General features: G+C 36.1%; 21 protein-coding genes. 11 read left to right on the top strand and 10 right to left on the bottom strand.

The genetic code is table 11. The features are described from left to right. Positions 1 to 150 precede the first annotated feature (150 nt). The 8 genes from BUA71_RS12440 to BUA71_RS12405 all read right to left on the bottom strand — a co-directional run bounded on the left by BUA71_RS12440 (position 151) and on the right by BUA71_RS12405 (position 4,661). The gene (locus tag BUA71_RS12440; protein WP_072880249.1) at positions 151 to 369 is read right to left on the bottom strand and encodes a hypothetical protein; all 219 of its coding nucleotides are present in this window, start codon (positions 367 to 369) and stop codon (positions 151 to 153) included. 111 nt (positions 370 to 480) lie between these two features. Beyond that, positions 481 to 915, bottom strand: coding sequence for a hypothetical protein (locus tag BUA71_RS12435; protein ID WP_072880247.1), 435 nt, complete (start codon positions 913 to 915; stop codon positions 481 to 483). Between the two features lie 587 nt (positions 916 to 1,502). Continuing rightward, positions 1,503 to 2,399: a helix-turn-helix transcriptional regulator gene (locus BUA71_RS12430; RefSeq protein ID WP_072880245.1), complete on the bottom strand. Its 897-nt coding sequence runs from the start codon at positions 2,397 to 2,399 to the stop codon at positions 1,503 to 1,505. A gap of 175 nt (positions 2,400 to 2,574) precedes the next feature. Beyond that, positions 2,575 to 3,063, bottom strand: a complete 489-nt coding sequence (locus tag BUA71_RS12425; RefSeq protein WP_072880243.1) for a YqiA/YcfP family alpha/beta fold hydrolase — start codon at positions 3,061 to 3,063, stop codon at positions 2,575 to 2,577. Between the two features lies 1 nt (position 3,064). Continuing rightward, positions 3,065 to 3,292, bottom strand: coding sequence for a hypothetical protein (locus tag BUA71_RS12420; RefSeq protein ID WP_072880241.1), 228 nt, complete (start codon positions 3,290 to 3,292; stop codon positions 3,065 to 3,067). A gap of 12 nt (positions 3,293 to 3,304) precedes the next feature. Further along, a complete protein-coding gene (locus BUA71_RS12415) occupies positions 3,305 to 3,595 on the bottom strand; it encodes a hypothetical protein (RefSeq protein ID WP_072880239.1) in 291 nt (96 codons plus the stop codon). A 103-nt stretch (positions 3,596 to 3,698) separates the two neighbouring features. Beyond that, complete coding sequence (locus BUA71_RS12410; RefSeq protein ID WP_072880237.1) at positions 3,699 to 3,995, bottom strand: hypothetical protein; 297 nt, start codon at positions 3,993 to 3,995, stop codon at positions 3,699 to 3,701. A gap of 120 nt (positions 3,996 to 4,115) precedes the next feature. Then, a complete protein-coding gene (locus BUA71_RS12405) occupies positions 4,116 to 4,661 on the bottom strand; it encodes a hypothetical protein (protein WP_139277100.1) in 546 nt (181 codons plus the stop codon). A gap of 419 nt (positions 4,662 to 5,080) precedes the next feature. On the opposite strand from BUA71_RS12405, the gene BUA71_RS18025 reads away from it, so the two are divergent. Continuing rightward, complete coding sequence (locus BUA71_RS18025; protein WP_083572097.1) at positions 5,081 to 5,248, top strand: DUF4172 domain-containing protein; 168 nt, start codon at positions 5,081 to 5,083, stop codon at positions 5,246 to 5,248. Continuing rightward, positions 5,238 to 5,309: a hypothetical protein gene (locus tag BUA71_RS18020; RefSeq protein WP_394333535.1), complete on the top strand. Its 72-nt coding sequence runs from the start codon at positions 5,238 to 5,240 to the stop codon at positions 5,307 to 5,309. The genes BUA71_RS18025 and BUA71_RS18020 overlap by 11 nt, the downstream gene beginning before the upstream one ends. A 111-nt stretch (positions 5,310 to 5,420) precedes the next feature. Here the strand turns inward: BUA71_RS18020 and BUA71_RS12395 are convergent, their stop codons facing one another. Beyond that, positions 5,421 to 7,082: an acetolactate synthase large subunit gene (locus tag BUA71_RS12395; protein ID WP_072880232.1), complete on the bottom strand. Its 1,662-nt coding sequence runs from the start codon at positions 7,080 to 7,082 to the stop codon at positions 5,421 to 5,423. A 499-nt stretch (positions 7,083 to 7,581) separates the two neighbouring features. On the opposite strand from BUA71_RS12395, the gene BUA71_RS12390 reads away from it, so the two are divergent. The 8 genes from BUA71_RS12390 (at position 7,582) to BUA71_RS12355 (ending at position 20,336) form a co-directional block, all read left to right on the top strand. Beyond that, on the top strand, positions 7,582 to 9,255 hold the full coding sequence (locus tag BUA71_RS12390) for a BCCT family transporter (RefSeq protein WP_072880230.1): 1,674 nt from the start codon (positions 7,582 to 7,584) through the stop codon (positions 9,253 to 9,255). A gap of 6 nt (positions 9,256 to 9,261) precedes the next feature. Then, positions 9,262 to 10,140 carry a universal stress protein gene (locus tag BUA71_RS12385; protein ID WP_072880228.1) on the top strand — a complete coding sequence of 293 codons (879 nt, stop codon included), beginning with the start codon at positions 9,262 to 9,264 and terminating at the stop codon, positions 10,138 to 10,140. Positions 10,141 to 10,759: 619 nt separating this feature from the next. Continuing rightward, positions 10,760 to 11,512, top strand: a complete 753-nt coding sequence (locus tag BUA71_RS12380) for a LytR/AlgR family response regulator transcription factor (protein WP_072880226.1) — start codon at positions 10,760 to 10,762, stop codon at positions 11,510 to 11,512. After that, on the top strand, positions 11,490 to 14,474 hold the full coding sequence (locus BUA71_RS12375; protein WP_072880224.1) for a sensor histidine kinase: 2,985 nt from the start codon (positions 11,490 to 11,492) through the stop codon (positions 14,472 to 14,474). The genes BUA71_RS12380 and BUA71_RS12375 overlap by 23 nt, the downstream gene beginning before the upstream one ends. Before the next feature lie 765 nt (positions 14,475 to 15,239). Then, on the top strand, positions 15,240 to 16,226 hold the full coding sequence (locus BUA71_RS12370) for a lipocalin-like domain-containing protein (RefSeq protein ID WP_072880222.1): 987 nt from the start codon (positions 15,240 to 15,242) through the stop codon (positions 16,224 to 16,226). A 175-nt stretch (positions 16,227 to 16,401) separates the two neighbouring features. After that, a complete protein-coding gene (locus BUA71_RS12365; protein WP_072880220.1) occupies positions 16,402 to 16,941 on the top strand; it encodes a GNAT family N-acetyltransferase in 540 nt (179 codons plus the stop codon). A 248-nt stretch (positions 16,942 to 17,189) separates the two neighbouring features. After that, positions 17,190 to 17,351, top strand: coding sequence for a DUF1328 domain-containing protein (locus BUA71_RS12360; RefSeq protein ID WP_072880218.1), 162 nt, complete (start codon positions 17,190 to 17,192; stop codon positions 17,349 to 17,351). A 390-nt stretch (positions 17,352 to 17,741) separates the two neighbouring features. Then, entirely contained in the window at positions 17,742 to 20,336 is a 2,595-nt protein-coding gene (locus BUA71_RS12355) for an alpha/beta hydrolase-fold protein (RefSeq protein WP_072880216.1), read from the top strand. Positions 20,337 to 20,549: 213 nt separating this feature from the next. Here BUA71_RS12355 and BUA71_RS12350 read toward each other — a convergent pair whose 3' ends face one another. Then, positions 20,550 to 21,215, bottom strand: coding sequence for a class I SAM-dependent methyltransferase (locus BUA71_RS12350; RefSeq protein WP_072880261.1), 666 nt, complete (start codon positions 21,213 to 21,215; stop codon positions 20,550 to 20,552). A 314-nt stretch (positions 21,216 to 21,529) separates the two neighbouring features. On the opposite strand from BUA71_RS12350, the gene trhO reads away from it, so the two are divergent. Beyond that, complete coding sequence (gene trhO / locus BUA71_RS12345; protein ID WP_072880214.1) at positions 21,530 to 22,561, top strand: oxygen-dependent tRNA uridine(34) hydroxylase TrhO; 1,032 nt, start codon at positions 21,530 to 21,532, stop codon at positions 22,559 to 22,561. The last annotated feature ends 280 nt before the right edge of the window (positions 22,562 to 22,841 follow it).

Raw genomic sequence — 22,841 nt, 5'->3', positions numbered from 1 at the left:
GTGAATCCATATGAATGGCTTAAATATACCCTGGAGAATATTATGTCCATCAACCATAAAAATATCCGGAATCTCTATCCTCAGAATTATAAAAAATTACAGCTAGACTGAACATGATTTTATTATAAAAAAATAGATAATAAAATTACGCTAAATTAAAAGATGTAGTTGGTGGGGCGCATACTTTATATCTATGGAAACAAAATCTATGGAGTTTGGTAAATTTGAAAAGTAGCTTAAGTAAACTTTTTCAGGAATTATATTTCCAGAGAATCGGTTAAAAATATTGATCTGTTTAGAAAGTTCCAGATTATTATACTGAATTTGCTCACACTTTGTACACATTTGTTCCTGAGGTAAATATTTCATTTTATTGTTTGTTTTGTCCGGCTAAAATAAAAGCTGAAGAAGACAGCCTATGTCGTTGTTTTATAGAATATGTCAGCTTGTATTTTTGAAAAATGGAGAAAACTCTTTTTACTAAGTTAGATCCAACAAAGCCACCAACACCCATCTATCTGGAATACCTTCAAAATAATAAACCGGTTCGCCATATTTATCTTTTCGTTTTAAAACTTTACCATCTAAAACCCAGATTTTAGGTCCGTATTTATCCCTGTATCGAATGTGATATCCATCGAATTCGTATAAGCGATTGCCATATTTGTTTTTAAGCTTTACTGTGCTGCCATCCAGGTAATACAGGCTCTCTCCGTATTTATCTTTGAGTTTGATTTTGTTGTTATCCCGGTAGAAAAGCGCATCGCCATGCTTGTTCTTCTGTTTTAAAACATTTCCTTCTACAAAATAGATTTCTTCGCCATATTTATTTTTTTCTCTTATGACCTGTGCGTAAATTGGATTGTTGAAAAGGAAGAGGAGTAGAAGTGATATAAAAAAATGCCTGGGTTTCATATTTAAAGAGTTCTAGGAGTTATTAATTTTTGGAAAGTTTTAAGTGACTTTGTAAAAGATAATTTGATTTGTCATTGCGAGACCTCATTCAAAAAAAACTTGGAAAACGGCGATATTGACATAATGGATTCAGATTGGAAGTTTAAAAAAAGTTGCCACAAATATTTAAAGTTTGATAATTTTTAAGCTTGGAAAACTGATTTTTAACTAATTAAATTTACCTAAATTCTATCCCATATCAACCCTTCCGACTCCTTCCGCTGTCGCAGAAGAAGCCTCCTTCCCTTCAAAAGGGAAGGAGCACTTTCAATTCGCCTAACTAACCTGATAAGCGCTCCCCTACTTGGCAAGGAGGGGATGAATTCAGCTTTGCTGAAGAAGGGGTGGTTGCGTTTTTTGTTCATTTTTTATTTAAAATTTAAAAATTATTATAATTTTAAGTGGCTCATAATTAGAATATTACAAATTCAGTCAATGATAGGAACGAAGCAATCTCAACTTGTTGGTAATCAATAAGCAGATTGCTTCACTTCTCCCGATGGCTATCGGGACGTAATGACGTTAAATCTTGCTTTTGAGACAGCTACTTAGTTGTAATTGGCCAAACTACGTTCTAACTCTTCCTTAATTTGAGTTCTTAAACTTTTTGGTTCTATTACTTTTACCTGATCTCCATAAGAGAGGATTTCCATCTTAAAATCGTAGGTAGGGCGAATAAAATATTTAAACTGAATTTCATTTTTATTCTTTAAAATTAACTCCTGACTATGATGTAATGGGAGCGATTCTACATACCTGCCTTCCCGGGGCGTAAAGGAGAGAACAACTTCCACGGCTTCTTCGTCGGTTCCATTTATAATCCCGAAACAATCTTTAAACTCCTCATAGGCCTCGTATTCAATTGGTGCAAACCTGTCTTTAGTAATTTCCAATTCCATAATTCTATCTAAGGAAAAGTTTTTGATTATACCATCTTTAGTGTCTTCAGCGATAAGGTACCAGCGGTTTTGAGCTTCTTTAAGTGCGATGGGTTTTACCTTGCGTTTGCTCACCGATGTATCCCAAAATTTATAATATTCAAATTCCACTGCTAAATAATTCTGACTGGCGTGTAATAAACCGGCTAAATGTTGAGTGCCCAGGGGTTTCCTTTCCTCGAAAATCAGTTGATTACCAAAACTTTTTGAAAGCCTAATGGCATTTAAGAGATCAAAATTTTCCCGCAATCTTTGCGTGTGGGTTTCTTCAACATCCTCGATAATAGCATATTTTTTAGTGCTACGGTTACACTTAATTTCTATTTTGTGAATAGTTTCAATGTCTTTTATATCTCTTTGAAACGTACGTTGAGAACTGAATAAATCTTCTTCTACGGCATCGGGATCATCGGCCATCATATCCTGAACTTCTTCATAAGTCATAGGTCGTAACCTAAGCAGGGAGATGATTTTGTAATGGCGTTTTATGGTTTGACGAACAGACATGGTTTTTACTTTTGTGGTTTAATGCGATGGAAATTAATTTGAGTTCAAAAACGTCAGTTCGAGTGATTTTTCTTTGAAAAATTTTATCGAGAACAAGTTTTTGAACTTCATTCGCTGTTCTCGATACAAAATCCTTTCAGGATTTTACTCGAACTGACGGACTAGTGTAATAGATTTAAGCACAAATATCCCTAAAGAATTTCTCTACCTGATCTGTAAAAACATCTATAGGAATTCGATGACCTAATTGCGGTAGCACTTTGATGTTCAATTCTGATTTTTGCAGATTTTTGCCTAAAAAGTTTAGGGTTTCGGCTGCATTCACCACCTCGTCACTTCCGCCCAGTAAAATCTTTTTATAGGAATAGTTGCCGGTAAATTGATTATCGAGGTTTAGGCTTTGGTGCTTAACCAGTGGCGGATTAAACAATAATGCCGGTCTGCCTATAATTTCTGAAACCGCATAGGCGTTAAGCGCGCCCATACTGCTCCCCATTACAACATCAATTTCTATAGTTGAGTACTGTTTTAAAATCGTTTCCGGTTGGAAATGTTTTGCCGAATAATCAATATCAGGCGCGAAAACCTGTCCGTAGTCTTCCAGGATTTCTCGCTTTTCATCACTTAATTTGCTGTTGAGGCCGTGCAGGTAAAGTATTTTCATATTACTTGGTTTTTTCTTTTTTACTTAAATCAGTTCGGTAAGATTTGCCATCTTTTCCCCAATTCCAGCTATCCGAAATTTCCTTTTTCTGTGGAAGTTCTTCATCTGAAACTGCTAATTTTTCCCTTACAATCCTTCTTAATTTGCGATTGGCTTTCTGCTTTTCAGCTTTTTCTGAAGCAGCCTTGCAGTTAGGAAGAATTGGTGTTTTGCGTTTAGATCTACTCACTTTTATTTGATTTTAGAAAGACTCGTCTTCAAGATCATTTTCGGTTATCGCATTGATATTGACCAAAGAATTCATCATGTTTTCAAGTTCATCAAAGAAGCCAATTAATATTTTGAGATTAGTATCTTCGGTGCCGCGAAATTGATCCAGATCAAATTTATAGGTGTCGCCTGGTTCAAAAACAGTATTTATTTCAGCATATTCGCCGGTCATTCCTACATTGATGATTCTGGTGAGTAGTTCTTCATGCACCTTAAGTAGATGCTTGTAAGTAAGAATAATTTTCTCTCTGTATAAATCCATTTTTTTTATGCTTAGCGAGGTTTAGTTTTTATTGAAACTCCATTCTACTTCACCTAAATCTATCCTATTGATTTAATACCAATTTAATCATGTAATAACGCATTCAAACTCGTTCATTTTCCGCTCTATTTTCTTGCTCATAATTTCCATAGCTATGGCTATGCAAATCAATCGCAGCGTCATAGAACAAAAAAGCAACTTCGTTTTCTGTGCGACATTTCAAAATTAAGTTGGTATAATTCATTTCCAGGTAAGTATAAATATTAGGTACGCCCACGTGAAGCGTGATTTCAAAACCACCTAAAGTTTCTTCTTCCAGCATTGTTCTTCCGCCGTACTTGATCTCTTGTTGAATATGCTGGTATTGCTCTTCGGTAAGTGTTATTTCTAGTTTTCTCATTTCCCTTTGATTGAATTACAATAATACGGCAGGTAGGCGACAAAATATGACGCCTTTATTAAAACCATTAGATTTATATGTTTTAAATTGATAGGTGAGTTAATATAAATTAAGAGAAATCTATGACAACCTGGGGCGCTTTGTGTCCATATATAATGTTTCCCCTTCAGTCTCAGGCTGGATCAAATCGAAATTGAATTTTTCTTTATCAGCCAGTTGAATACAAACTCTTGCGTGATCATAAATTTTTTCCGGGCTACAGTTGGGATAAAGTTTTTGCAAAGCAATTTTCCGCAATTCAAAAACATCCTTTTTTTCCAGCGTTAATTTGTCAAGATAATACTCGGTATGTTTAAGGGGGAAGTAATCTTTATCATAACCGGGTTTTTGATTTGCTGATTTTTTAAGTTGCTTAAAAGGAAACTCATCTACCACATAATTTTTTGCCACGCAATAATCGAAAATAAGATTCCTCATAATGTTTTCTTGCAATTTAATATCGGTTAGACCATCCTGAGCTTTTGATTCCGCTTTACATATATTTGCTGAAATTATTTCTATTTTAGATTTAACTTCTTCAAATTTTATTTCTTTTGATGAATTAAGGTTATGAACCTCCTTAAATACTTTGTAAGTCAGAGTTTTTAATTCGCGGGAATTTTCCATTAATTGAAAATTGAGCTCCATTAAAAGGAGCAAGTGAATTTTGTTTTTGCTAAGCTACCAGGCTTAAGTGGCATTTCATTACGGTTTTCCGTAAAACACTACTTAATTTTTTTTAGTCTCCTGGGCTTGATTTTTTTCAGCTGGAGATAAATATAATTCTTTAAACCGTTTATGTGGTTTTTAATTTTCGATTCAGTCAAGTGATTTCTCGCTGTATATTCAGAAATTACTTTTCAGTAATTGTTGTTTCTATGATTCTCATTTATCTTCGTTTGAATTGCAATAGTACAAGAAGGAGGCGACCAGATATGTCGTCTTTATAAAATTAGTCCAATTAAAATTATTGAGCCGAATATTTACCTTATTCAGCTCAAAAAAGACGTATATTTGAGTTGAATAAATAACTTTTTTAGCTCATTATGTATAATTGGCAACTAAAAAATTGGCCGGCTTTCGACTATAAATCGAATGCTATAGAGGATATAGTAGTCGAATTTGCCTCTGAAACCTGGGAGGTAAAAGGTATTATAGATACTTTGCCACCCGATTTTAAAACAAGATGCAGTTATACAATTTATGATCGATGAGGCGATTAAGACTTCTGCTATTGAAGGGGAATATTTTAGTCGGCAGGATATAATGTCCTGAGCGCAGCCGAAGGGAGTCTCGTCCCACAAAGAAAAGCCTCACTAAAGTGGGTTTTTTATGCGTTTATTTCAAATATTTAAATTGCTACAGAATAGATGATATTTCCCATCATCATTCCTTTTTTCGGGTGTTGGAATATTCCTTTAAAATCACATTCAATATTTTATGATTTAACGAATAATCAACCGGTAAATCAATCACTTGCACTCCTTTTGCGTTTAGGGCTGTTTTTAAGTTATCTTCAAAATCTTCAACGGAACCTGGCTGATATCCCGTGGCCCCAAAACTTTCTGCATATTTTAAAAAATCAGGATTGTCGTAGTCCATACCATAATTTTCAAAACCATCCCCTTCCTGCTTCCATTTTATCATTCCGTAGGCATTATCATTTAAAATGATGACCACCAGATCGAGCTCCATTCGAATAGCGGTTTCCAGTTCTTGCGAATTCATCATAAATCCGCCATCGCCGTTAATGGAAATTACTTTTCGGTCTGGATACAATTCCTTCATCATTATGGCAGAAGGCAAACCGGCTCCCATCGTCGCCAGCGCATTGTCCAATAACACACTATTTTGCAAATAAGCCGGGTAATTTCTGGCAAACCATACTTTGTAAATTCCATTGTCCAGGGTAATCATCCCATCTTCCGGAATGCTGTCTCTTATTATCCTAAGGCAGCGTTGCGGTAGGATTGGGAAACGATCGTCCTGTTGGTATTTTGCCAAATGCGAGGCCACATTTTCTTTTATTTCTAGGAATAAATCGGTGTTCCATTGTTTTGCATTTGGCTTTAAAGCAGATGTCAACTGCGTAACACTATTGGCAATATCGCCAATTACGTTAAGTTGTGGAAAATAGACTTCATCTACTTCCGCAGGGAAAAAATTGAGGTGAATTACCTTTCTATCGTCCTCAGGATGCATAAAAAACGGTGGTTTTTCTATGGTATCATGCCCCACGTTTATAATTAAATCTGATTTATTTATTGCTTCGTGCAAAAAATCGAAATCGGAGAGTGCGGCGGTACCCAGGTATAACGGATGCCGTTCATCTATAATTCCTTTTCCCATTTGAGTATTAAAAAACGGAATCCCCAGCTCATCAACGAATTTTGTTAGTGCAATACTGGCGCGTTTGCGATTGGCGCCCGCACCTAATAGTAGCAGCGGTTTTTTGGCGGACTTTATGAGTTTTGCTGCTTTGTCTATTGTTTCTTTTCCTGCGTAAGGGATTTTATAACCCACTACATCAAAGAAGTGCGGGTCTTTTATTTCCTCCTTTGCAATATCCTCCGGGAACTCCATATGTACTGTTCCCGGTCTTTCTTCCTGCGCTAACCTAAAAGCTTCCCTCACAATAGAAGGCACGTTTCTACCGTGCGATATTTGTCGGGTGTATTTCGTAAGCGGGCGCATCATCTCCACCACATCAATAATCTGAAATTTACCCTGCTTACTTGTTTTTATCGGTTTCTGGCCGGTTATTAAAACCAGGGGCATGGCGCCCAATTGTCCGTAGGCCGCGGGAGTGACCAAATTGGTTGCACCGGGACCTAAAGTTGATAAACATACTCCGGCTTTTCCGGTAAGCCGCCCGTAAGTTGCTGCCATAAAACCGGCGCCCTGTTCGTGGCGTGTGACAATAAATTTTATTTTTTTTGATTTCCGAAGGGATTCCAGAAAATCTAAATTTTCTTCTCCCGGTACGCCAAAAATATATTCTACACCTTCATTTTCCAGCGCTTTTATAAATACATCAGATGCTTTCATTATCGAGGATTAATTTTATACACTATGCAAAAAGCGTATTTTGATTAGAATTAAATATACTTAAAATTTATGGGGTGCCCATAATAGTTAAGTTAATGACTCATATCGCCTTTGTACATACTGTCTCGTCCCCAATTTATTTCGATTTCTATTTTTAAACTCCAACCTTTCATAGCGCAAGAGAACTGTAATCCAGATATTTATAGTTTTAGATGAAACATAGATTTTAACCCTTCTCTACTTCAAGAAGGAGGTTTAAAATATAGTAGGGATAATTTGTTAGTTATTTTTTATATACCTATACTTCCGCCTTATCAATTATATTTTTTAGAAAATCTATAAGGTTAAAAACTTTAGATTTTCAATAGCCCACATTTTTATAAGTTTTTTTATTTAATTTTTTCTGTGCAATTTTAAGCCGGAAATTAATATGATTTGTGGGATCTAAATTGAATAAGATTTGCATTCTTAGTGAACTTTATTTTTAAACAAATTATATATGTCGATTAAAGTCTCCAGAAAAGAAAATGTTTCGAAATTTTTAGGCTTAGTAGTTAATAAGACTGTGTTTCTTTCCACTATCGCCGTAATTATTTTTAGCGTTTTATTTACATTAATTTTTAAAGAAGAAGCCGATCTTTATTTTGGGCAGGCGCAAACTTTTGTCTCGGCCCACGGTGGGTGGATTTACACTTTAGTCGCTAACTTTTTTATTATTTTTTGTTTTTACCTGGCTTTTAGCAGGTTTGGTTCACTAAGGATTGGTGGGAGCCAGGCGAGACCAGAATTTAGTGGCTGGTCCTGGTTTGCGATGCTTTTTAGTGCAGGGATAGGGAATGGATTAGTTTTGTTTAGTATTGCAGATCCTGTACGAGACTTTTTAAATCCGCCCAGGTTAGCTGGAGAATCCCCGGTGTTAATTGCTCAGGAGGCAATCAATTTTTCTTTTTTGCACCACGGGATTCACGGCTGGGCTATCTACTGTTTGGTAGGATTGTCTTTAGCCTATTTTACCTTTAATAGAAAAATGCCACTCACCTTGCGTTCTGTGTTTTATCCCGTTTTTGGAAATAGGATCTACGGCTGGTTGGGTGATGTTATAGATATCATGGCCGTGATTACTACTTTGTTTGGATTGGCTACCACTATAGGTTTTGGTGTAGGTCAAATAAACTCAGGATTGACTCACGTTTTTGGGCTGCCCAGTTCTTTATTCTATCAAATTATTATAATTACTGTGGTTACACTTGCCGCAACTCTTTCAGCCTTTAGCGGGGTGGACAAAGGAGTGAAAATTTTAAGTCAGTTAAATGTACGGGTGGCCTCATTAATTTTCATCTTGGTACTTTTGCTTGGCCCAACTACGTTTGTTTTTAAATCATATATCCAAAACTTAGGGAGTTATCTCGTTAATTTTGTAGAAATGGCTACCTGGACGGAAGCCTTACAGGGTACCGACTGGCAAAAAATTCGTACCATTATGTATTGGGGATGGTGGATCTCCTGGTCTCCATTTGTAGGTACATTTATCGCTCGAATTTCTAAGGGTAGAACCATAAAGGAGTTTATCTTGTGCGTGCTCATTCTGCCTGCTCTAGTTACTTTTTTATGGTTTAGTGCCTTTGGCGGCATTACCATGAGAGATATACTTGGTGGCGATACCGCTATGATTGCTGCGGTAAATGATAATATTTCCACAGCCTTATATGTGTTTTTTGATAAATTTCCATTAGCGATTGTATTAAAATGTTTGGGGCTCGTGCTAATTTGTAGTTTCATTATTACTTCTGCAGACTCTGGAGCCTTGGTGGTAGATAGTATTACCTCTGGCGGAAAGTTGAAAACCCCGGCTTTTCAGCGTGTTATTTGGGCAGGTGCAACTGGAGTTATCGCAGCGGTGCTTATGTACGGCGGGGGTTTAAATGCTTTACAAACAGTAGTTACTATTTCTGGTCTTCCCTTTGCAATTTTGTTGCTCATGATGTGTTATTCTTTATATACAGGAGTAAAAGAAGATTACAATAAAAATAAACGCAAAGAGAAACTCGTGGAAAAAGAGACCTATAGAAAGAATATTATTCAGTTAGTAAATAAAGATCGAGAAGAGAAAAAATTAAAAAAAATAGAAGATAATTCACAAGATCAGGACACATCTCCTATTAACGACAAGTAAGCTGAAATGAAAAAAAAGATAGACCCTAACGGCGAATTAACTTTAATGCTAGCTCTGGATTTAACCAAAATGGATGAAATTTTGTTAAATTACGTTAGCTTCTTATGCAAAGTGTGGAAAGTAAAGCACCTTTATATAACACATAACATTAAACAGTATAAGATATATGATCTATATGATGATTTTTTACGAGAAGACATTACCGTAGAAGATATTGTAGATAAAGCATTGCAACGAAATATTGAGAAATACTATACCGGTAGTGTAGATCATACATTAATAATTACTGCTGATGATTATACCGAAAGCATTCTTACCCATCTTACCCGCGAGTATCAAATAGACTTGCTTATAACGGGAAATAAAGATGAACTGCAAGGGACTGGTGCTCTTAGTCAAAAACTGGTGCGCATGATTGATGCTCATCTTTTATTGGTGCCCGAAACAACAAAACACCAAATTAAAAAGATCCTGGTACCTACAGATTTTAGCTCTGGTTCTGCAAAGTCTTTTAAAATAGCTAAAAGTTTAGCCGAGCAAACACAGGCAGAAATTGGTGCGCTTCACGTGTACAATATCCCTTCCTACTTTTTTCCCTATATTAATAGTGAGAAAGCAGTAGATAAAACGGAAAGACACTTGCAGACAAAGGTTAAACAGTTTCGTAAAAAGTATGAATTAGGCCAGGATTTGAAATTTCGTTATACCGATAGGGAAGAACTCTCTGTTGTGGAAGCCATTGAAAATCATGCGTTAAAAGGAAATTTCGATATTATTTTGGTTTCTGTGCGTGGAGGTAACAATATAACTTCACTATTTGTTGGGAGCGTTACCAATGCCTTATTAATTAGACATAGGGAAATGCCTTTGTTGGTTGTAAAATAACCTGAAGATTTGATAATTTAAGATCAATAGCGTCCTAAACACTTTTGGAGATATTTTATAAGAAACTATTATGATCGGGTTCCGATAGCTTTTTATAATGATTGGGATGATTTTTAGTTACGGTTTCTTCGGCCTATCGAAAATTTAGGGATTGAACGATAAATTTAGATAAAGTCTAGCTTGTCCCGAGCGAAGTCGCGGGATAAGCCTAGACTTTTTTGTTTCTTGTTTGGGCAATGCAATAAAGATAAAATCTATTTTAAAATTAGGACAATACAGCTTCGGCAAATCTTTTTTATGCTAAGAACGAATAATCTTAGATAACCACATTTCATTCAGATTTAACCCTTTTCTAACAAAGCTCACGAGTAAGCTCAGGCATCGATATAAAAAATCTGTTTTACGGAAAACCCGTAAGATGATTTCTTCCTCGGAATCGCTTTTTGAGTTCCAATAATTATTAGAATTTGCGGTTTCCATCGAATATTCCGGGATTGTTTTCTTCTCAAAGAAGTATAATAATCCAGAGAGTTTTATTGAGGCTTATCTTCATTTTTGTTTCTCTATGAGTTCTCGAACAAAAGTTAAGAAAATCATAAAATAATTGTAATTTTGGGCTATGATAAAGGCAGTAATTATTGATGACGAAATAAATGCGCAAAGCTTATTGGAGAAAACCCTGGATAGGTATTTGCCAAATAGAGTGAATATTGTTGCAAAATGTAATGGAGTAGATGCAGGTGTGCTGGCAATAAAAAAACATGAACCCGACCTGGTTTTTTTAGATATTCAAATGCCCGAAAAGAATGGTTTTGAACTCTTTAAGTATTTTAAAGTTATAAAGTTTGAAGTCATTTTTACCACTGCCTATGATAAATTTGGCATAAAGGCAATTAAACGTAGCGCTCTGGATTATCTACTTAAACCAATAAATCATTTAGAGCTGGCTGAAGCCATAAGGAAGTATGAAAAGAAAGACGAAGGTAATTCTGCTCAAAGAAAATTGTCTTTATTACTTGAAAACCTGAATGTAAACGATCAAAATGTAAGTAAAATTGCTTTTCCAACCCTGGAGGGATTTGAACTTATACATACCAATCAAATATTGTATTGCAAGGCCGAAAGTAATTACTGCCGTATAAAAAAGATAGACAGCACCGCAAAATTAGCTTCAAAGACTTTAAAATTTGTGGAAGAATTACTTCCGGTCAATTCTTTTAATAGAATTCATAAGAGCTACGTCATCAACTTAAATTATGTGGTAAGGTATAATAAGGCAGACAAGGAAATTGAATTAACCAACGGAGAGAAGCTTCCTGTTTCCTTTCGAAAAGAAGAAGAGTTTATTAATGCCATTCTGCAAGACCACTAAATTACTTCTTTTAATAATCTTTTGGTTTAATTTTGCTTTTTCTCAAAATTATCCCACTAGCAATTTTACTTCAGCTACAGATTTACCAAATAATTCGGTGAGATCCTTATTGGTGGATAGCAATAATAGTCTATGGATTGGAACTGAAAATGGCGTAGTTAAAAAACAAAATGACGAATTTCAATATTTCTTTGAAGAAGATGGACTGGCTCAAAACTCTTGTTGGGCTATTGCAGAAGACAATAATAATAAGTTGTGGTTTGGAAGCTACGGGGAAGGACTCAGCATTTATGACGGGTATGAATTCGAAATTATTTCAGTTAAAGATGGGTTGGTTCATAATCAAATCACCAAACTGTTTTCTTGCGGAAGCTATATGTATGTGGGAACGAGTGATGGTGTATCCCTAATTGATGTTAATACCTTTCAGGTAAAATCTTTAAAAATGCCTGCTACGGAAGAACTTTTTAGGGTTCAGGATTTTTTCGAATACCAGAGCCAAGTTTATGTTGTTACGTATAGAACAGGAATCTTCAGGATCTTAAACGAGGATGAAAAAGCTACTTTGATAAAGGTAAACGATCATAAATTTATTTATTCAGTTTTAAAGAATAATGATAGTATTTACAGCAGCAATAAGGGGTTCTTTACCAAAAGTTCGCTTAGTGATTATTTGAGTGATAAGGATTCTATTCCATTGAGAAAACACGGAGCTTCCATTATCTGGGATTATGTAAAAACAGGCGATCATAAAATTTTTGCTGCCGCCTGGGGAATTTACGATGCAAATGGCGGACTTTATGAAGTAATTAATGGGCGCTTAGTATCAAGGGCTAGCGATTTTAATGTTGGCAGTAAAGAAGTCATATCCCTGGCTTATGATTCAAAATTCGAAAAATTATATGCAGGAACCAGGGACGCGGGATTATTTGAAATCGCTTTAAACCCCAAAATTAAAATTCATGAGATTTCGGGGAATAATATTCTTGGATTTGCGAGTACAAAAAATACTTCCGCAGTATTGCTGGATGAGGGGATTACTTTAAAAAAAGATGAAAATGAGCAAATAATTACTTTATTTCAGCTTAAAAGATGGCAGGAAAAATACGTATTGAATACTGTGCTGCCCTTGCCAAAATATAAAGACGATTTCTACGAACTGGATTATACTACAAAAGCTGAAAATATCACTTTTTATGATATAAAAGCTTTTCAGGATACCTATTGGATAAATACCAATATTGGAGTGTTTGCGATCCGGGAATCTGGAGAGTTAGCGCATTATTTGCCTATACATTCTGAAGAGATCAATTTTACAGCTGAAGGGAATCTTATAGAAACCAATCCCTACGGAGGCCTTAGGGTGTATAGTGATTTAAACCTCTTTAAATACAAGCATTTTAAAAAGGAAGATCCTCAAACGCCCACTATGATTGTGAATAGTTGGCAGAAAGGGGGTAAAACCTATTTTTTATCTGTTTTCTCCGGACTGTATGTGTGGGAGAACAATCGTTTTAATTCCTATTTGGAAAACGGAATATGGAACGAAAAGAAATTAAAGCAAATCACCGGCCTTGGAAATGATCTTGCTATTTCAAACGAGTTTGGGGATGTATTTATCGTTAATGATGATAAATCATTTAAAATTAAAGAAAAAATACCCCGGGCAGCTATTCAGGGGAACTCCATTTCTTTTTTAGAGAATTACCAGGGGAGTTTAATTATTGGGACAGAAAAAGGATTAACACTATATAAGAATGGCAGGTCTATTTTTCTGGATAAGGAACAGGGCCTGGAGCAACCTTTACTGAGTGCCAAAGTAAGTGGAAATGCATTATCGGTGGGAAGTCATAACGGCTATTACACTATATTACTCGATGAAATATGGGACGAAAAAGCTTTAATAGAAGAAATAAAGCTGAAAGAACTTTTTATTAATAATAATAAAGCTTCATTAGAGTCGTCTCTTGAAAAAAATAAGCTAAAATTGAAGCACGATGAAAATACAGTCTTGCTTAAATTTAGTACTAATGCGCATCCCTACCCCAACAAATTAAAATACCAATATCGATTAAATAAGGATGAACCCTGGAGTCTTTCATCTTCTAAACCTGAAATATTCCTGGCTTCTTTGCCAACAAAAAAACATGAGCTGGATGTAAAAGTAATGGATAAAAGTACAGGTTTAAGTCATATCCAGCCATTGCTAAGTTTGACGGTACTTCCGCCATTTTGGAAGACCTGGTGGTTTATTTTACTCCTTTTGAGTATAATGATTGCAATAGGGTATAGCTTCTATAAAATTCAAATTAGACAGGCTAAGAAATTTGAAGCACAAAAAGGAGTGATTCAAAAGCGTTTTGAAGAAACTAAGATGGAGGCCTTACTGGCACAAATGAATCCGCATTTTATTTTTAATGCCATGAACTCTATTCAATACTATATTATGGACAATGATATAGATAAGGCTACAATATTTTTGGGAGATTTCTCAAAGTTAATCAGGTTAAACCTCGACCATTGTACCAAACCTACTATTTTATTAATTGAGGAAATTGAACATCTGCAGTCTTATATTAAAGTTGAAAACACGCGGTTTGATGATAGGGTAGAGGTAATCTTTGAAACCGATCCTTTAATTGATCCATACGAGATAGAAATTCCCAGTATGTTATTGCAAACCTTTGTTGAAAATGTTTTTGTTCACGCTTTTCCAATGGATTTACCCAATCCGACATTAAAAGTTTCTTTTAAGTTGTTTTCCGAAGGAATTTTACAGTGTAAAATAGAAGATAACGGAATTGGATTTTCTAAAAACTCAACCAATAAACTTCACAATTCAAAAGGAGTTGCCCTGGTGAAAGAGCGCTTAGCTTTTCTGGGTTACGATATCGAGGAAGCCGTTACGATTAATTCTGCTAGAAATAAAGGTACTGCTGTTACTCTTAAACTGAAGATCTAACGCTTACTTTAAAAATCGCCACGTTCACTAAACGAAGAACATTTGTTTTAGCATAACATTTAATTTTGTGCCAAATTAAAGTAAGTGGCAGCTACGCCTTTTTTGGTTGCTTTTAGATTAATATTATGAGTAGGGTTATATTATTTTTTAAAAGCCATAGTAGAGGTCACTTCTTTAATCTTAAATTATAATCGTTCAAAATCATTGTTACTTATACTTTCGATTTTTAAAACTATACGCTAACCGCTTTAAGTTAAAATAAAAACAAAACTACAACAGCAACTCAAGCCTTTCCCTTTGAATGGTTCAGAAATTCATTGGTTTTACCTCAATTTTGGAAAGCCTGGAATATCACCTCTTTTTCTCTGTTGGACACTTAACTACCAGAGTATGTGCAATGGGAGAGCTCGAGCGCTTGCGCGATTTAAAGATAATAATAGTAATATCGGATCAGGAACAATTTCTGGGAAGTAAAACAATAGTTGTTGTGAACAAAATCTATCCTCACTCATTCATAAAGTGGTTTCCCTCTTTGAGACCTATCACATAAAAATTTGCGCTTGTCGCTATGCTTCCTTCCCGTTATTTTTATGTCTAATCAACGTGCTAACGCCTTGTTTTAATAAGCAAATTACTGGATATTCCCCTGGTATTAGACACTTTGTAACCAGATCAAAAACCTAATGTTGAAGTAGTGAAATCAGATTAAGAATTGCTTTAGACCTCTCTAGGCTAGTAAAATATAAATTCTAAAAACACCTAAAAATGAAGATATTTCAAGTTAAATTTACAACCCGATTGGTTTTTTTGTTCCTGGGTGTTTTTCTTTTAAGTAGCATGGCTTCTTTTGCACAAAGTCTTGAAGGGAAATGGAATATAGCCAAGATGGATACCAAGCGCTCCAGGATGATAGAATTTACGAAAGACAGTTTAATATTTTATGAATTCGATAAACGCCACTCGGCAACTTCCTATGAGGTTAGTGATAATCGTATTACTGTGAGCGATGCTTCAATTCCAATAAATGGAACGTATGAGTTTGTGAATGCGCAACGTTTGCGTTTAAAACCAGATCGCGCAAAGCGTCCTATTGATTTTGTACGATTAAAACCTACAAAAACTTCTCTTACTAAAGCTGAAATTGAGAATCTGAATTTTACAATAAGTTATAAAAATCACCCACTTACTGTTAATTTCGATCGTGTGGAAGAGGGGTCTGGGAAAACAACAAAGCTAGAAAAGATTGACGCTACCTACTTTCTTTCTTTTTATCAAAATGATCAAAGATTAGGTGCAATTCCAATTGAGCAGGTAACCACTGAAGAAATTAGCGTATATGGATTTCCCGAAAAACCTTATGTAGTGACTGGAGAACTGGTAAGTTCCAATGGAAATTCAACCAGCGCTAATACTGCATCCTCTCAAGTAGATTTGAATACCACAGAGGCAATCATTGGCAAGTGGTTTTATAAAAGTATAAAAGGACGCACGTCCTTATCAAACTGTACTAAAAAAACCTTTTTTCAATTTACAAAAGATGCATCATTACAAATAAAACCGTATGCTAAAAATCATAGTAATGGAAACTGCATAGCGGGTGATAGTTTAAACGGCACCTATAACCTCGTTACAGACGATCAAATTGAGGTCACCCAAAACGGCAAAACTAATGTTTGGAAAATTCAATCGCTTACAAATACAAAACTCGTTGTAGAAAGGGATGGTGGTGTCCTTACACTTATTAAGAAATAGCTTTTGCTTTATTAATTTATTTTTAAAGTCTATTTTTGTACTTTTCTTTGAGTCAAATTAACAACCTCGACCCAAGGCTAAGAGGCATACCTCCAGATGAAGTTCTTTTATTTTGAGTCAGTCCCGGGGGGAGTTAAACTTGTGGTTTTCGCCTCGCGATTAAAATTTGCCAAATATGCATAGAGTACAAATAGGTGATAAAAAAAGTCCATTCCTTAGTGAGGCACTTAAAATTTATGAAGCTTCTTTCCCTGTAGAAGAGCGACGCAACAACGAATCACAAATTGCACTGTTAGAGAACGAGTTACTTAATTTTGACGTTATTATAGAGGAGGGACAATGCATTGGTATTCTTTTTTGGTGGGCTATCGATAATTACCGGTATATTGAATATTTTGCTATTCATTCAAAATGCCGAAATACCGGAATTGGTAAGAGAATTATTTCTGAATTTATTGCAGAAAGCAGGATCCCGGTAGTATTGGAGGTAGAAAAACCGAAAGATGATCTTGCAAGAAGACGTATTGGTTTTTACGAACGTTTAGGCTTTGAGTTAGCTAAAGAAGAGTATGCACACCCACCCTTGACTCCGGGTAAACCATTTTTAGAACTTTGTTTAATGACATATCCACACGTTTTCACGAAAGAGGAAGTTGCCAGATTTATTGCGTTAACGCACCCGGTGGTACATCGGGATTATTTTGAGAAATGCTGAGTCAGTAGCATTTAAATTATGAGGAAAAGACATTTATATCTTTAGCGTAGCTACTACTCTCATACCAAATACTGTACTGAGCCTCACTTCTTCAGAATTAAGAACCTGTCCTCAAACTCCTATAATCACCTAACAAAAAGTTCTATATTCTTTAAGAGTTTACGTTAAATTATAATTAATATCGTGACAATCAGGGTTTAATAATGCTATCTTTAAATGTATAAAACATTAATTAAAAATCCTGAATTATGTTAAAATGGTTCTTTATCTGTATTGTGATCGCGATTGTAGCTGGAATTTTAGGTTTCGGTGGAATATCTGACGTGGCTGCGGGAATCGCCAAAATCATATTCTTCATTTTTGTGATAGGAGCAATTATTTTCTTTTTATTGTTTAAAAAAATCTTCTAAATCTCAAACTGAGCCTGTCGAGGTTTTTAAGTTTTTGAACTTTAATAGAATTCTAACAGGTCTATATTTAGCCTATCATAATCGTCTGTCTATCTTTAATATTCGGATGTTTGTGACGAAAGCAAAAACCTCAAAGTTTTTTGGGCCTGGGGTTTGTTGCAACGAGTAATTTTAATCTATTTTGCACTATACACTATTGAATCATACATCGTACATCATACATCATCACATCATCACATCACCACATCACCACATCACCACATCACCACATCACCACATTAGCATATTAGCACATCATCACCTCCTTTAACCCCCAATTTTGTTAGCTTTATCGAGCTTGTCTCATTGGATTAATGTTTATTTTTGTAATTAATTTTACAGCGATCTGCAATGAAAACTAACCTTCTTACTTTCTTATCAATTTTTTGTCTTGTAATCTTATCTCACTCCCAGGATAGACAGGGAAATATCGTTGAATATTTTGGAAAAGAGAAAATAAATGACGTGCAGGAGGGAGAAGTGCTGCATCTTTTCAAAAGTGGGCTAATGCTTAAAACTGAAAGTCCGCGCTTTAATGCCCTGGCGGTAAAACACGATGAGGTTTTAGCTAAGGCTATAGGAAATGACAATTTTAATGTGTCCGAAAATGATCTTGCTGAATTAAAAGGTGCGCCTAAGGACTTAAGATGGAACGCTGTAAATGTAAAAGAAGATGGGCAATTTCAGGAAGATGGGTTGCGTTCCGCATACCTTTATTTAGAATATAACGCAGAAAAAGCCAAAACCATCATTTTTGAAGCTTCAGGACATACTATGGCGATTGTTAACGGCGTGCCGCACGAAGGAGATTATTATGATTTTGGCTATAGTTTGATTCCCGTGAAATTAAAGGCTGGTACCAATTGGTTTCTGCTGGAAGGCGGTCGCTTTAATCGAATGCGCGCCCGGTTACTGGAAACTAAAGCTCCGGTGCAAATCACTACCCGCGATATGACCCTTCCCGATATTTTAAAAGAAGAGCAAAAGGAACTAAAGGGTGGCGTTAGAATTGTAAATGCTTCAGAAGAAAATATAAAAAACCTTAGCCTGGAGGTTGAGATTGATGAGGTGAAAACCAGTACCAAACTTCCTGAGATCTCACAGCTTTATGTGCGTAAAATCCCTTTTACCATTCCTGCTCCGAATAATAAAGATGAGAAAGAAGCTCAAATGATTTTACGCCTTAAAAATAACAGGGGTAAAGTGCTGGATGTAGATACGGTTCAAATTGGTGTAAAATCTAAATATAAACATCATAAAAAGACTTTTATTAGTGATATTGATGGTAGCGTGCAATATTATAGCGTAGCACCTTCTCTCACTAAAGACAAGGCCGGGCAGGCAATGTTTCTTTCGGTGCACGGGGCATCTGTAGAAGCGGTAAATCAAGCTGCAGCCTACGAGCAAAAAGACTGGGGGCACCTGGTAGCGCCAACAAATAGACGACCTTTCGGTTTTGCCTGGGAAGACTGGGGCCGTTTGGATGCTTTGGAAGTGTTAAACCACGCCGAAAATTTATATAAAACCGATGCACAGCATACCTATTTACAAGGGCATTCTATGGGTGGCCACGGCACCTGGTACCTGGGGGCAACCTATCCCGATAGGTTTGCGGCCATAGCACCGGCGGCCGGTTATCCAGATTTGTTACTGTATAGGGATAGCTTTACAAAACGCAAAAAGGGAATAAAATCTAAGGAGTTTGCCCAATTGAAGGACGGCGCAGTTTCCGATCTCTGGAAGCGATCTAAAACCGGATTAACTACCGAAAGTGACTTTGCGCTCGATTCTTTGATAAGACGTACGGGAAACCCCAGTCGTACATTAAAACTCATTCAGAATTATTTACATTTTGGCGTTTATGTGCTGCACGGGGAGGTAGATGCTGTGGTACCAACCTTTATAGCGAGAGACATGCGTCGTCGACTGGGACATTTTCATACAGATTTTAGTTACTTTGAATACCCCAATGGAACGCACTGGTATGGAAACCACAGTGTAGATTGGCCACCGCTTTTTCAATTTTTTAAACAGCGGCACATTAAAGAGCCACAAAATATAGACGATATATCTTTTACCACGGGTTCCCCGGGTGTGTCAGAAGGCTCACATTTTATTAGCATATATCAGCAGGAAAAAGCTTTTGAAATAAGTAAATTCGATTTTATCAGGACCGAAGATAGTGTTTCGATATTAACAGATAATGTTGCGTTGCTAAAAATAGATTTTGCTGAAATGGGGATAGGCGATACTACAGCAGTTTCAATAGATAAGCAGATTATAGACGGAATTAAAACCGATGCCACGCAATATTTCGAGAAACAAGGTGAAAAGTGGTTCATTACCACTGCACCTGATGCTTCTGAAAAAAGTCCGCAGCGCAATGGTGGGTTTAAAGATGCTTTTCGTCATAATATGGTATTTGTTTATGCCTCCCGAGGTGATAAAGAGGAAGATGAATGGTATTATAACCGTGCTAAATTTGATGCCGAAAAGTTTGGATATCGGGCCAACGGGAACATCGCGCTTATAAAAGATACCGATTTCAATCCTAAGGATTACCGCGATCAAAATGTGATTTTATATGGAAATAGAAGTAATAATGCCGCCTGGCGAAAATTACTAAAAGATAGTCCAGTACAGGTTCGAAACGGAAAAATAACGGTTGGTGAGAAAACCTTAAATGGGGATAATTATGGAGCTTATTTTATAGTGCCCAGAAGTGATAGCGATTTTGCCAGTATTGGGGTGGTGACGGCTACCGGAGAAAAAGGAATGCACGCTGCTTATGCAAATGATTACCTGGTAAACGGCACCACCTTTCCAGATTTGATGGTTTTTGATGAGAATATGATGAAAAAAGGTATTGACGGAGTGATAGGTAGTGGCTTTTTTGGAAACGATTGGAGTGTAGAAAACGGCGAATTTGTATGGCGTGAGAAATAGAAGGGAGATTGGAGCCAAATAAATAGGGCGGGGTGGTTTTTCGATTTCATCTTTCAATTTTTCTTATGTCCATTTGAGCGGATTCGAAGGTTAAGACAATAACGAAAGAATCAAAAATTTGTTACGAAAACAGAAATCCACTGATACAAAATGATAATCTTATTCGATGTTTTCATAGAGCTTTGCAGTCTTCGTGGCAGAGGTAATTGTTCTTTAGAAAACCTGGTAAAGCATAGTCACTATAACTCCTTTCTTGTTTTCTGGAACAAGCGAAACTAAATGGCGCTCTTCTTTAACCTTAAAATTAAATGGTGCTGCTAAGAGGTTTACCCCGCTGTTCTTTTTTAACCTAATTCCCTGTCCCGAAATGATGTCTATATTGGGAGTGAAATCGCCTTGGGGAACGTGTTCGGTTAAGATGACATATTTATAATAATTTAGTTTTTCTGCTACTTTAGCGATTTCAGCATTCGATAAATGTTGTAAAACCTGTCGCAGTATAGCGCAATCACCGGGTGGTACATTATCTGTAGCGATATTTAGGCAATGAAATTCTAAATTCTCCGCGCTAAAATTATTTTTGTGATGTTCAATTAGTCGTGGAACTATATCTACGGCAGAGTATTTTTTGGTATATTTTACCAATTCTTTGCCAATATTAAAATCGCCGCAACCCAAATCACAAACTACCGGAGAAGCTTTAAAAGAAGTGAAGAATTTCGATACAACTGCAAGGTATGGGGCAACCAGAGCTGGATAGTGCGAACCATCACCAGAGTAAAATTCAGATTGATTGCCACCCCATAAATTCTTTTCATAAACCTGTACCATCGCATCTTTTGTGGGCCAGGGTTTTTTATTTTTTCTATGCTTAATCATCAATTCATCTTGGTTCGGACCTGCTGGTTGCAATATTACAAAAGTAGCTGTTATATTGGCAAGGAGGATGAAGAACGATGCGGTGAATAGAACCTTGAACCTTTTTTTCAGCTTGAAATTTAAAATGTACCTTTGCAAAAATCTTTAGAGCTTGTTTAAGATTGACTCAATTCTGTTCTTAATATATTTTGTAGCCTGGGATAACCAAAGTGCTGGATCTTTTTTACCGGCTTTTAAAAACCTTAAGCAAGGCTAAAAAGAATTACAGGATGGTTTACTTAAACAAGGACCTTAACCTTAATAATTAGTATAGCATGCAACTGTACAATAAATTAAGCGCTAAAGAAAGGGCAGCGCTCATAGACGAAGCGGGAGAAGACCGCTTAACCCTTTCATTCTATGCTTATGCCAAAATTGGCAATCCGCATTTATTCAGAAACCACCTTTTCCTGGCCTGGGACCAAATGGAAGTTTTGGGACGTATTTATGTAGCTCACGAGGGCATAAATGCACAACTTTCGGTGCCGGCGAAACGCTTTGAGGAATTTAAGAGTTTTATTGATGAAATTTATTTTCTAAAAGGCGTAAGATTAAATATTGCCATAGAACACGATGCCAAGGCTTTTTTAAAGTTAAAGGTAAAAGTTCGTAAAAAAATAGTTTCTGATGGGCTTAATGATGATACTTTTGATGTAACAAATAAAGGTGTGCACGTTGATGCCTTAAAGTTTAATGAGTTGATTAGCGATCCCAATACCGTTTTGGTAGATATGAGAAACCATTACGAAAGTGAAATTGGTCATTTTAAGGGCGCGGTGACACCAGATGTTGATACCTTTAGAGATTCTTTGCCAATTATTGAAGAGGATCTTAAAGAACATAAAGAGGATAAAAACCTGGTGATGTATTGTACAGGTGGCATTCGTTGTGAAAAAGCCAGTGCCTATTACAAACATCGGGGATTTAAGAATGTTTATCAACTGGAAGGTGGGATTATTGAGTATGCCCGGCAGGTTGAAAAACAGAAGCTGGAAAATAAGTTTATTGGTAAGAATTTTGTTTTTGACCATAGAAGGTCAGAGCGAATTTCAGAAGAAGTTATAGCACATTGTCACCAGTGTGGTAAACCTTGTGATACGCATGTGAACTGCGCAAACGAAGCTTGTCATTTGTTGTTTATTCAATGTTCAGCATGTGCTGAAAAAATGAATAATTGCTGCTCCACGAGTTGTATGGATATTGCAGCATTACCTTACCGCGAGCAAAAAGCTTTGCGTAAAGGGAAAGGAAACAGCAATAAAATATTTAAAAAAGGCCGCTCTAAAGTTTTAAAATATAAGAGTTAACAGCGAATTTGTTTATCTTTTTAATTGTTCAGAAATATCTCGATCAATAGTTTTTTGTTACTTTATGGAATATGGAGATTCAAAAAATTACTAAATAACTTAGGGATTTTGGAAATGCTTAATGAAATTTAAATGAGCACAACACGTTCTATTAAAGTAGGTGTCAATTAACCGCCATTATTTATAAATCGATGTGACAAATAGTGTCTCGGCGGTTAACCCCGACTTAGTTGTACCAATTTTTGAGTATAAAAAATGTTGGTAAAACTTAGTCGCTGTA

Source organism: Salegentibacter echinorum, assembly GCF_900129445.1.
In the GTDB taxonomy this organism is placed as follows: domain Bacteria; phylum Bacteroidota; class Bacteroidia; order Flavobacteriales; family Flavobacteriaceae; genus Salegentibacter; species Salegentibacter echinorum.
The sequence above is the reverse complement of the archived record's forward strand: the minus strand, read 5'-3'. Positions and strand labels throughout refer to the sequence as shown.

Coding starts and splice junctions, on each gene's coding strand:
- BUA71_RS12355 (WP_072880216.1), top strand. CDS start 17,742: ATGAAAACTAACCTTCTTACTTTCTTATCAATTTTTTGTCTTGTAATC.
- BUA71_RS12390 (WP_072880230.1), top strand. CDS start 7,582: ATGTCGATTAAAGTCTCCAGAAAAGAAAATGTTTCGAAATTTTTAGGC.
- BUA71_RS12385 (WP_072880228.1), top strand. CDS start 9,262: ATGAAAAAAAAGATAGACCCTAACGGCGAATTAACTTTAATGCTAGCT.
- BUA71_RS12360 (WP_072880218.1), top strand. CDS start 17,190: ATGTTAAAATGGTTCTTTATCTGTATTGTGATCGCGATTGTAGCTGGA.
- BUA71_RS12395 (WP_072880232.1), bottom strand. CDS start 7,082: ATGAAAGCATCTGATGTATTTATAAAAGCGCTGGAAAATGAAGGTGTA.
- BUA71_RS12425 (WP_072880243.1), bottom strand. CDS start 3,063: ATGAAAATACTTTACCTGCACGGCCTCAACAGCAAATTAAGTGATGAA.
- BUA71_RS12410 (WP_072880237.1), bottom strand. CDS start 3,995: ATGAGAAAACTAGAAATAACACTTACCGAAGAGCAATACCAGCATATT.
- BUA71_RS12350 (WP_072880261.1), bottom strand. CDS start 21,215: ATGATTAAGCATAGAAAAAATAAAAAACCCTGGCCCACAAAAGATGCG.
- BUA71_RS12435 (WP_072880247.1), bottom strand. CDS start 915: ATGAAACCCAGGCATTTTTTTATATCACTTCTACTCCTCTTCCTTTTC.
- trhO (WP_072880214.1), top strand. CDS start 21,530: ATGCAACTGTACAATAAATTAAGCGCTAAAGAAAGGGCAGCGCTCATA.
- BUA71_RS12365 (WP_072880220.1), top strand. CDS start 16,402: ATGCATAGAGTACAAATAGGTGATAAAAAAAGTCCATTCCTTAGTGAG.
- BUA71_RS12380 (WP_072880226.1), top strand. CDS start 10,760: ATGATAAAGGCAGTAATTATTGATGACGAAATAAATGCGCAAAGCTTA.
- BUA71_RS12375 (WP_072880224.1), top strand. CDS start 11,490: ATGCCATTCTGCAAGACCACTAAATTACTTCTTTTAATAATCTTTTGG.
- BUA71_RS12370 (WP_072880222.1), top strand. CDS start 15,240: ATGAAGATATTTCAAGTTAAATTTACAACCCGATTGGTTTTTTTGTTC.
- BUA71_RS12440 (WP_072880249.1), bottom strand. CDS start 369: ATGAAATATTTACCTCAGGAACAAATGTGTACAAAGTGTGAGCAAATT.
- BUA71_RS18025 (WP_083572097.1), top strand. CDS start 5,081: ATGTATAATTGGCAACTAAAAAATTGGCCGGCTTTCGACTATAAATCG.
- BUA71_RS12405 (WP_139277100.1), bottom strand. CDS start 4,661: ATGGAAAATTCCCGCGAATTAAAAACTCTGACTTACAAAGTATTTAAG.
- BUA71_RS12415 (WP_072880239.1), bottom strand. CDS start 3,595: ATGGATTTATACAGAGAGAAAATTATTCTTACTTACAAGCATCTACTT.
- BUA71_RS12430 (WP_072880245.1), bottom strand. CDS start 2,399: ATGTCTGTTCGTCAAACCATAAAACGCCATTACAAAATCATCTCCCTG.